Here is a 6,787-nt window from a genome sequence, read left to right as displayed (position 1 = left end):
CCACGTCTTTACTACCCCTCGGCGGTTCGATCGCCGCACTGGACTACTTCTATGCGGTAGCCCCCGCCAACGCCTTCTCTACCGCGACTGGGCTCACGCCGCTTGCCGCCGGGTCCGTCGCCGAAGGCTCGACGGCGCGCGGCGTAGCGGCACCAGACGCTGACCCCGAGCGGCTCTTGAACCCGGGTGTGCCGGAGCCCGGCAGACCGGCGATCGGTGAACCGTTCCCGCCAGTGCCATCAGGATCCCGTGGCTTCCCCTTCTTGGGATTCGAGGCGTCGGGGTCGGTCTTCGTCCCCGACTGATCCGACGGTGGATCCGACTTTGGCGTGCTGCCCGTCGGGTCGGTCACGACTGGCTTGTCGGTGCCCGTCGGATCGGTGACGACCGGCTTGCTCGTGACCGATGTCGGGTCGGGCGCGGCCGAGGTGGTCGGTGCGGCCGAGGTGGTCGGTTCGGCGGACGTGGTCGGCGCGGTCGACGTGGTCGGTTCGGCGGACGTGGTCGGCGCAGCCGAGGTGGTCGGTTCAGTCGATGTCGTCGGAGCGGTCGAGGTCGAGGTGGTCGGTTCCGTCGTGGTGACCGCCTCGGTCGTGGTCGGTTCGGTCGTGGTGACCGTGTCGGTCGTGGTCGGTTCGGTCGTGGTGACCGCCTCGGTCGACGTATCCGGGTCAGTCGAGCTGACCGTCTCGATCTCTGCCTCGGGGTCGACACTGAGGCTCGAGATGTTCATCCGCGCGGCGCTGACACCCTCGACGATTGATTGCTGTTGGGCCGCCGGGAGGGCCAAGCTGGAGAACAAACTGCCCAACGCGTCGTTGATCGCCTGGGCTATCGCGTTGACGTAGGCGGTCACTGCGCTCTGGACCACCGCCTGAACGGCGGCAGCGTATGCCTGCGCGATGGTGTTGGCCAATTGCTGGAAGATTGCGTTCAAGGCGTCCGCAATCGCTTGGCCTGGGTCGGTCGGGCCGGTTGGGTTACCGGGATTGAGGATCGCCTTGATCACCTTGGCCGCAAGCTTCATCTGCCAGTCCGAGGTGTACACCCCGAACGAACCGTTCTCGGTGTTCTCCAAGCCCGTCTGATCGCGAGTGGTGTAGATGAACGCGGGGCCGGCGTAGCCAGTGGCAGCCCACGTCTCGAGGAAGTCCTTGATGAAATCGGCCTGTTGTTGTTCGCCGACCCCGGTGGGGCCCGAGGTTGGCAGCCCGTACTCGGTCGCCCAGATCCGCAGCGCCGAGTCGCCGTTGTCGATCATGAGCTGCCTGATGTCGATCAATTGGCTGATCGGACCATTCGGATCGTAGCCACCCTGCGAGAACAACGTCGTGTACTGGTACGGGTGAATTGATAGGGCGTCGAAGAAGCCCTTGGCGCCATTGGCGTACATCTGGGCTACGTAATCGGCGCCGTTGACCGTCAGCCCGGGGACGGTGAAGACCGTTACCAACGCACCGGCGACGACCAACGCGTTGGGATCGGACAGCTTGATCGCGGTGTAGGCGGACTTCAAGAGCTCCGTGTAGGCCGCGGCATCCGGCGATGGCGTCCAGCCGTAGATCGAGTTGACCTCGTTCGAGACTTCGTAGGCCGATATCTTGCCTGCATATCGGGCGGCCACGGCCGAGGCGAAAGCGGTGTACGCCGCGACATCAGGACTGGCCGAATAACCCAACCCACCGGTGGTCTGATTGATGCCCCAGGCGGGCGTGCCAGTGATGTCGCCGAGCACGCCCATCCCACGGGAGTTGGCGGCGTTGATGATGTAGTCAAGCCTGCTGTAGTCGGGCTCGAACCCGAGGAAGCCCGGGGGCACCGGCTCCACGAAGGCCCACGGAATGAGCACCCGCACGTCGTTCACCCCAAGCGCTTGCATCGCGTCGAGGGTCTTGTTCACCGCCGCTGTATCCAGAGTGCCGTCCGGATTGCTCAGGCCATACAGATCCGAGTCGGCCATCCCGATGGTGTTCGAATCGTTGACGATGGATGCGGTGTTGATGATGTCGAAGGAGACGGTCCGCAGTGTCGGCCCATCTGATGCCGTTGGCGCGAGCAAATTGGTCGAGATCATGGCCACCATGGCGGTGGGGATGACGGCAATCAATGCTCGAGTACCGTAGCGCCGCAGTCGGTGCCTCATCGTGTGCCCCATGGGGTGCTCCGCTCCAGTCTTGGCCAGTAGTGCATCGCCAGCGCGATCGAATGAAATTAACCCATGCGGCAACCCTTCGCCATTCAAATGCAAATTATCCCCTTTGTACGAAAACTCGAGTGGGTTTGACATCCGCCTCAATTTCTGTGAACGAGACTTGAACATGGGAAAACTGGTGAGGTATGGCAACTGTTCGTGGGTTCACTACGTCTGCACAGAGAGGTCAAGATAATCGGCCCAACCTGGTCATATCTGGATCTCGCTACCTGTTCAATTGTTTTGCTGTCGCATATTCAACAACTTGCAGCGGAATGACTCGACGAATGTCTACCATGGCGTGTCGTAGGTTCTACGGACCGCCAGCTTTGCGCTAATGAAGCCGACGCGAAAGCGGCTAGTTGATCTGACAGCCCTCGCGTCAAGCGCCCGTACGGGCCCATTCGAGTTCGGTCGAAACGTCTGCCGCGGGCTCGCGACGCATTGGTCGTCCCGCCCGCGAAATCGGGCCCGCGCAGTTTGGCCGCCCGGCTAACCACACTCCTCGATGTCGACGAATGCGGTCGGTCGCGCAGCAAACTGCGATAGATCTCGCAACGAGGTCTAGCGCCGCCGCAGGGCGCCGACGTCGATCAAGATCATCAGGAAGTTGAAACAGCTAATTAGCCGTTCGAATAGTCGGTCCGGTCGAAGACCGTCTGCGAGCTCAAAGCTCTGTGGTGACCATTTCGGCTGTTTTGCGCCGTGCCTGCAGCTCGGGATCCGCATGTGCCACCTGGACCAGTGACGCACCGGCCACCAGGACGGCAAGCGCGTTGTCGACGAATGCGTCGGCGTGATCCCAAGCCGCATACGAGAGCACTCTGCTGCTAGGGACCAGTCCGGTCGCGGTCGCCGAGGCTTTTGCCGCTGACAGCGTCTCGGCCACCGAACGCCCATTCAACGCGGATCCGGGATTGCGTTCGGCCACGATCTGGTCACCATGTGCCCTGACGGAGGTGGCGTAGTCGGTGATGCCGAACGGAAGTCCGTCGACCGGTCTGCCGAAGGCGTTCAGGGAGAAGGCCACCACCTCGCCGGTCTGACCCACGGCGACGTCAGCGTCCGCGAGGCGATCGGCCGTACAGCATGCGATGTCGCAGCCGTCCTGCCCAAGGACGACCTCCGCGCCGACGTACCAGACGCCGAGTATCGCGCCCAAGGTCTGCCAGTGGGCGGGCAGCAGGATGGCGACTCGGCTGCCCGGCCCGGCGCCGAGTTCGTCGCGCAGGAGGTTGCCGGTCTTGGCGGCCCAGTTGGCGAGGGTCACCGTCGACAGTTCGATGCGCTCACCCGTCGCGTCGTCGTAGTAGGTGATGCGCGGTGCCGAAGGGAGCGCGAGTAGCGGATCCATCACCGCCGAGCCGAGATTCGTCAGTTCACGCACTCCGGACCATCCGAGCCGGCCGTGATGATGGGCGGCGCCGGTAGGGACGTATCGGTGGACTCGGCCGCGGCCGGATCGACCGTGTCGCCCGACGTCGCGGTCGTATCGCTCGTCGACACCTCGGAGCCCAGCCCCGAGCCCGGGCCCGTGTAGTCACCGGCGAGAACGACCTGGACCGACCCTGGCGCCAACGACGGGTCCTCGACGATGGGCAGATTGCCCAACTCCTTCGAGACCGCTTGGGCGCCAAGGTCATCGGTCTTGGCGGCCCGAATTTGACTGCTCGCCACGCGCTCGGCCTCGTTGTTGCCCACGCTGCCTGCGACGAACCCCTTGCCGGTGAGCACCTCGGACACCGAGGCGGCCAGCCCGTTGATGTCGGAGTCGTTCACGACGTCTGCGGTGGTCTTGGCCGGTGAGTAAGCGAGCTTTTCGGTCTTGCCCGCGTCCTGGTCCTGCAGCAGGCTCGAGACGAAATCTTGTACCTGCGTCGGGTCGACCCGCACGACGCTCTGCATGCCGTCATCGCTCCACCCGTCCTCCTGCAGCACGGGAATGGTGGCGAACGCGACGTTGCCGCCCGCCAGCTTCTGCATCTGCGTGACGAAGTCCATGATGTCCCAGCCGTCGGACAGGACGACCGAGCGCTGAACTGCGTCCTGCAAGCGGTTGAGCGTGGACGGGCTCGAGAGGGTCTTGCCCGAGATGACCTGATGGGCCAACGCGGCCATCACTGCCTGCTGCCGGGTCACCCGGTCTAGATCGCCCCGCGGCAGGTCGTGGCGCTGCCGCACGAAGCTCAACGCTTGAGGGCCGTCCAGCTTCTGCGGGCCGGCAGGGAAGTCGGCACCGGAGAGCGGCTCGTAGACGGCGTCCTTGAGGCAGACGTCGACGCCGCCAAGCGCATCGGTGATCAAGGCGAAGCCGAGCAGTCCGATTTCCGCGTAGTGGTCGACGGTGACACCGGTGAGGGTGGCAACTGTCTTTATCAGGGCCTCGCGTGCCGCCTCGGTGGCCTTTGGCTCGGCGGCGGCGGGATCCTCGCCCTGCTGCTCGACGAGCTCCTTCATCTTCTCGAGTTTGACCTGGCCGAAAACGCCGTTGATCTTGGTCTTGCCGAGATCGCCCGGTGCCTCCACGTAGGAGTCCCGTGGAATCGAGATCGCGGTGGCTGAGCGGCCGTTGTTCGGGATGCGCACGAGGATGATGGTGTCGGTGTTGGTCGACACGTCGTCACCGGCGCGGAGGGTGGCGAGTTCGTCTGCCGAGAGCGGGTTGCCGTGGGCATCGGTCCTGCTGTCCATGCCGACGAGCAGGATGTCGATCGCGCCGTCCTCGCCTCCGCCGCCGAGCGCGGCGGACGAGACATGGTTGATGCCGTTCTCGAAGGAGCGAATCTTCCCCCACGCGACGCCGGTCCCGATGACGATCACCGCTGCTGCAACCACGGCAACGATGCGGGAGAGGCGACCTGGCATCAGCCCAGGCTACTGGCGAGTCGCCCGAAGACGGGGAAGCGACAGTCGGCGTGCCAGACTCTTCAGACATGTCTGAGCGTTTGGTGATTACAGGTGCCGGGGGACTAGTCGGGCGAAGCTTGGCTGCCGAGGCGGCCCGCCGCGGTCACCGCGTGCTGGCGTTGACCTCGGCAGATTGCGACGTCACCGACCCGACGGCGCCGGAACGTCACATCGCCGCGGGTGACGTGGTGATCAACTGTGCCGCCTACACCAACGTGGACAAGGCCGAGGCCGACGAGGCAGGCGCCCGCGCCGTCAACGCGGCCGGGGCCGAGAACGTGGCGCACGCCTGCGCCCGCGCCGGAGCGGAACTCATCCACGTCTCGACCGATTACGTGTTCAGCGGCGACTTCGGCGGCGGGCAACCGCGACCGTACGAGATCGACGACGAGACCAATCCAATGAACGTCTACGGCCGCAGCAAGCTCGAAGGCGAATTCGAGGTGCTCTCCGCGATGCCCAACGCGCACGTCGTCCGCACCGCCTGGGTCTTCTCCGGCGGTGACGGCAGCGACTTCGTCGCCACGATGCGGAGATTGGCGGCGGGCGACGGCCAGGTGGACGTCGTCGCGGACCAGATCGGGTCGCCGACCTACGTCGGTGACCTCGTCGGCGCGCTACTCCAGGTGGCCGATGGGTCGATCGAGGAGTCCGTCCTGCACGCCGCGAACCAGGGGGCGGCCAGCCGTTTCGACCAGGCCCGCGCGGTGTTCGAGCTGGTGGGCGCAGACCCGGAAAGGGTCCGGCCCGTCGGCACGGATCGTCACACCCGCCCCGCGCCACGGCCGCCGTACTCGGCACTGGCGTCCCAATCGTCGGCGGCTGCCGGGCTGACCCCGTTGCGTCCGTGGCGGGACGCGCTCGCCGCGGCACTCTTCCCGGACTCTCCGGCCGGCCCACTACCCTCTACGCCGTGACCCCGGACCTGATCGTGGTGACGGTGACCTACTCACCGGGCCCCCACCTCGACCGGTTCCTCGCCTCATTGAGTCACGCCACCGAGCGATCGGTGACGGTCGTGATGGCCGACAACGGTTCCACCGACGGCGTCCCCGAGGAAGCGCTGCAGCGCTATCCGAACGCTCGACTGCTGCCCACCGGCGCCAACCTGGGTTACGGGTCAGCGGTCAACCGGGCGGCGCGGAAGTACCTCTTCACCGACGACGGGAACACTCCGGCCGGCGATCCGGAATTCTTCATCGTCGCCAACCCCGACGTGGTGTGGGGACCGAAGAGCATCGACGTGCTCCTCGAGGCAGCCAAGCGATGGCCGCGCGCCGGTGCCCTCGGACCGCTCATCCGCGACCCCGACGGCTCGGTCTACCCGTCCGCCCGACACCAGCCGAGCCTCATCCGCGGCGGCATGCACGCCGTCGTCGGTCCGATCTGGAAATCGAACCCATGGACGGCGGCCTACCGCCAGGAGCGGTTGACGCCCAGCGAACGTCCCGTCGGCTGGCTCTCGGGGTCGTGCTTGCTGCTTCGCAGGCAGGCGTTCGACGCGATCGAAGGGTTCGACGAGCGGTACTTCATGTACATGGAGGACGTTGACCTCGGGGATCGTCTTACCGGAGCGGGTTGGCAGAACGTATACGTGCCGTCGGCGGAAGTGCTCCACGACAAGGGGCATTCGACGGGTCGTGACCCGGCCCGCAACTTGGCTGCCCACCACACCAGCACCTACACTTT

The 6,787-nt window shown here is 65.4% G+C and carries 5 protein-coding genes; 2 read left to right on the top strand and 3 right to left on the bottom strand.

Annotated elements, in window-relative coordinates; translation table 11 throughout:
• Positions 1-49: 49 nt before the first annotated feature.
• The 3 genes from QOD90_RS30910 to QOD90_RS30900 form a co-directional block, all read right to left on the bottom strand.
• Complete coding sequence (locus QOD90_RS30910; RefSeq protein ID WP_526356316.1) at positions 50-2,143, bottom strand: cellulase family glycosylhydrolase; 2,094 nt, start codon at positions 2,141-2,143, stop codon at positions 50-52.
• Positions 2,144-2,858: 715 nt separating this feature from the next.
• Positions 2,859-3,545: a TIGR03089 family protein gene (locus tag QOD90_RS30905; protein WP_526356317.1), complete on the bottom strand. Its 687-nt coding sequence runs from the start codon at positions 3,543-3,545 to the stop codon at positions 2,859-2,861.
• 20 nt (positions 3,546-3,565) lie between these two features.
• Entirely contained in the window at positions 3,566-5,056 is a 1,491-nt protein-coding gene (locus tag QOD90_RS30900; RefSeq protein WP_526356314.1) for an LCP family protein, read from the bottom strand.
• Positions 5,057-5,124: 68 nt separating this feature from the next.
• Here QOD90_RS30900 and rfbD point away from each other — a divergent pair, with 68 nt between their 5' ends.
• Positions 5,125-6,015 carry a dTDP-4-dehydrorhamnose reductase gene (gene rfbD, locus QOD90_RS30895; RefSeq protein WP_526356312.1) on the top strand — a complete coding sequence of 297 codons (891 nt, stop codon included), beginning with the start codon at positions 5,125-5,127 and terminating at the stop codon, positions 6,013-6,015.
• On the top strand, positions 6,012-6,787 hold a 776-nt coding region (locus QOD90_RS30890), incomplete at its 3' end, for a glycosyltransferase family 2 protein (RefSeq protein WP_526356310.1). The genes rfbD and QOD90_RS30890, both read left to right, overlap by 4 nt.

Source organism: Mycobacterium sp. (genome assembly GCF_032161845.1).
GTDB lineage: Bacteria > Actinomycetota > Actinomycetes > Mycobacteriales > Mycobacteriaceae > Mycobacterium.
Note: the sequence above shows the minus strand (reverse complement) of the source record. Positions and strands in the feature narration are given on the sequence as shown.

What these genes read in the sequence shown, in the direction of transcription:
- QOD90_RS30910 (WP_526356316.1), bottom strand. Translation starts at nt 2,143, where the DNA reads ATGAGGCACCGACTGCGGCGCTACGGTACTCGAGCATTGATTGCCGTC.
- QOD90_RS30905 (WP_526356317.1), bottom strand. Translation starts at nt 3,545, where the DNA reads ATGGATCCGCTACTCGCGCTCCCTTCGGCACCGCGCATCACCTACTAC.
- QOD90_RS30900 (WP_526356314.1), bottom strand. Translation starts at nt 5,056, where the DNA reads ATGCCAGGTCGCCTCTCCCGCATCGTTGCCGTGGTTGCAGCAGCGGTG.
- rfbD (WP_526356312.1), top strand. Translation starts at nt 5,125, where the DNA reads ATGTCTGAGCGTTTGGTGATTACAGGTGCCGGGGGACTAGTCGGGCGA.